Annotated in this window: 2 protein-coding genes; both read right to left on the bottom strand. The window is 63.0% G+C overall.

Annotation, left to right across the window (positions count from 1 at the left end):
- Positions 1-86: 86 nt before the first annotated feature.
- The gene (gene nuoI / locus AC1DOC_RS32170; RefSeq protein WP_478131386.1) at positions 87-632 is read right to left on the bottom strand and encodes an NADH-quinone oxidoreductase subunit NuoI; all 546 of its coding nucleotides are present in this window, start codon (positions 630-632) and stop codon (positions 87-89) included.
- A 17-nt stretch (positions 633-649) separates the two neighbouring features.
- A complete protein-coding gene (nuoH, locus tag AC1DOC_RS32165) occupies positions 650-1,726 on the bottom strand; it encodes an NADH-quinone oxidoreductase subunit NuoH (protein ID WP_012748600.1) in 1,077 nt (358 codons plus the stop codon).
- Positions 1,727-1,812: the final 86 nt, after the last annotated feature.

The raw sequence follows: 1,812 nt of genomic DNA, 5'->3' as shown, positions 1-1,812 counted from the left end.
CAGCAGCACCGCGGCAAAGAGATAGAACAGACCGGTCTTGACGTCCATTGGAATTCGAATTGGTACGGGGTTCGGGCTGAGCGGGATCAGCGGTACTTGGCGTCGGCCGCCTTGTTCGCTGCAATTTCTTTTTCGTAGCGGTCGCCCACGGCCAGCAGCATGTCCTTSGTGAAGTACAGGTCGCCGCGCTTTTCGCCGTGGTATTCGAAGATGTGCGTCTCCACGATCGAATCGACCGGGCAGCTCTCTTCGCAGAAGCCGCAGAAGATGCACTTGGTCAGGTCGATGTCGTAGCGCGTGGTGCGGCGCGAGCCGTCGTCGCGCACATCGGATTCGATGGTGATGGCCAGCGCCGGGCACACGGCTTCGCAGAGCTTGCAGGCAATGCAGCGCTCTTCGCCGTTCTCATAGCGGCGCAGCGCATGCAGGCCCCGAAAGCGCGGCGACAGCGGCGTCTTCTCTTCGGGGAACTGCACCGTGATCTTGCGGGCGAAGGCGTACTTGCCGGTGATGGCCAGGCCCTTGAACAGCTCGAACAGCATGAAGCTGCCCAGGAAGTCCTTGAGCGAGAAAGGCGCGGATGCGAGCTTGGAAGGGCGCGCGAGCGCGCCGGCGGYATGCGCAGCAGTCATGATGTTGGCGCTTCCAGTTATTTCCAGATGTTGAACGGGGTCTGCATCCAGGCACCGACCACGACCAGCCACACGAGCGTGACCGGAATGAAGATCTTCCAGCCGAGCCGCATGATCTGGTCATAGCGGAAGCGCGGGAAGGTGGATCGGACCCACAGGAACATGGTGACCACGCAGAAGGTCTTGGCACCGAGCCAGATCCAGCCCGGGATGAAGCTCAGGAACTCGAACGGCGGCAGCCATCCGCCGAGGAACAGCACGGTGCACAGGATCGAGACCAGCCACATGTTGGCGTACTCGGCCAGGAAGAACATCGCGAAGCTCATGCCCGAGTACTCGATCATGTGGCCCGCAACGATCTCGGACTCGCCTTCGACCACGTCGAAGGGGTGGCGGTTGGTTTCCGCCAGGCCCGAGATGAAGTAGACGACGAAGATCGGCAGCAGCGACAACCAGTTCCACGACAGGAAGCCGATGCCCATGTCGGCGAAGGTGCCCTTGCCCTGCCCCGTCACGATGTCGGTCATGTTCAGGCTGGCCGAGACCATCAGCACCACGACGAAGCAGAAGCCCATCGCGATCTCGTAGCTCACCATCTGTGCCGAGGCGCGCAACGCGCCCAGGAAGGCGTACTTCGAATTCGATGCCCAGCCCGCGATGATCACGCCGTAGACCTCGAGCGAGGTGATGGCCATCACGAACAGCAGGCCGGCGTTGATGTTGGCCAGCGCCACGTCGGGGCCGAAGGGAATCACGGCCCATGCGACGAGCGCCGGCATGATGGTCATGATCGGGCCGAGCAGGAACAGGCCCTTGTTGGCGACCGTCGGAAGAATGATTTCCTTGGTCATCAGCTTGAGCGCGTCGGCGATGGGCTGCAGCAGGCCCAGCGGTCCGATGCGGTTCGGTCCGATGCGGATCTGCGTGAAGCCGATCGCCTTGCGTTCCCAGAGCGTGAGGTAGGCCACGGCCCCCATCAGCGGAAGCACGACCACGATGATCTTGATCAGCGTCCAGATCACGGGCCAGGCCAGGCCCGTCCACCAGCCCGCGTGGACCAGTCCCTGGCCGAAAGCATGCACTGCGTCGATCATGCCAATGCCTCCTCGGCACGGGCCGGAGCAGCCGATGCGTTGCGCGCATCGGCGGTGAGTTGCAGCGACGGTGCGCGGCGCACGAT

This window comes from Variovorax sp. 01T439_2, assembly GCF_056398445.1.
The sequence above is the reverse complement of the archived record's forward strand: the minus strand, read 5'-3'. Positions and strand labels throughout refer to the sequence as shown.

Bases quoted from the DNA above. Each gene is read 5' to 3' on its own strand.
- nuoH (WP_012748600.1), bottom strand. From the start codon at position 1,726: ATGATCGACGCAGTGCATGCTTTCGGCCAGGGACTGGTCCACGCGGGC.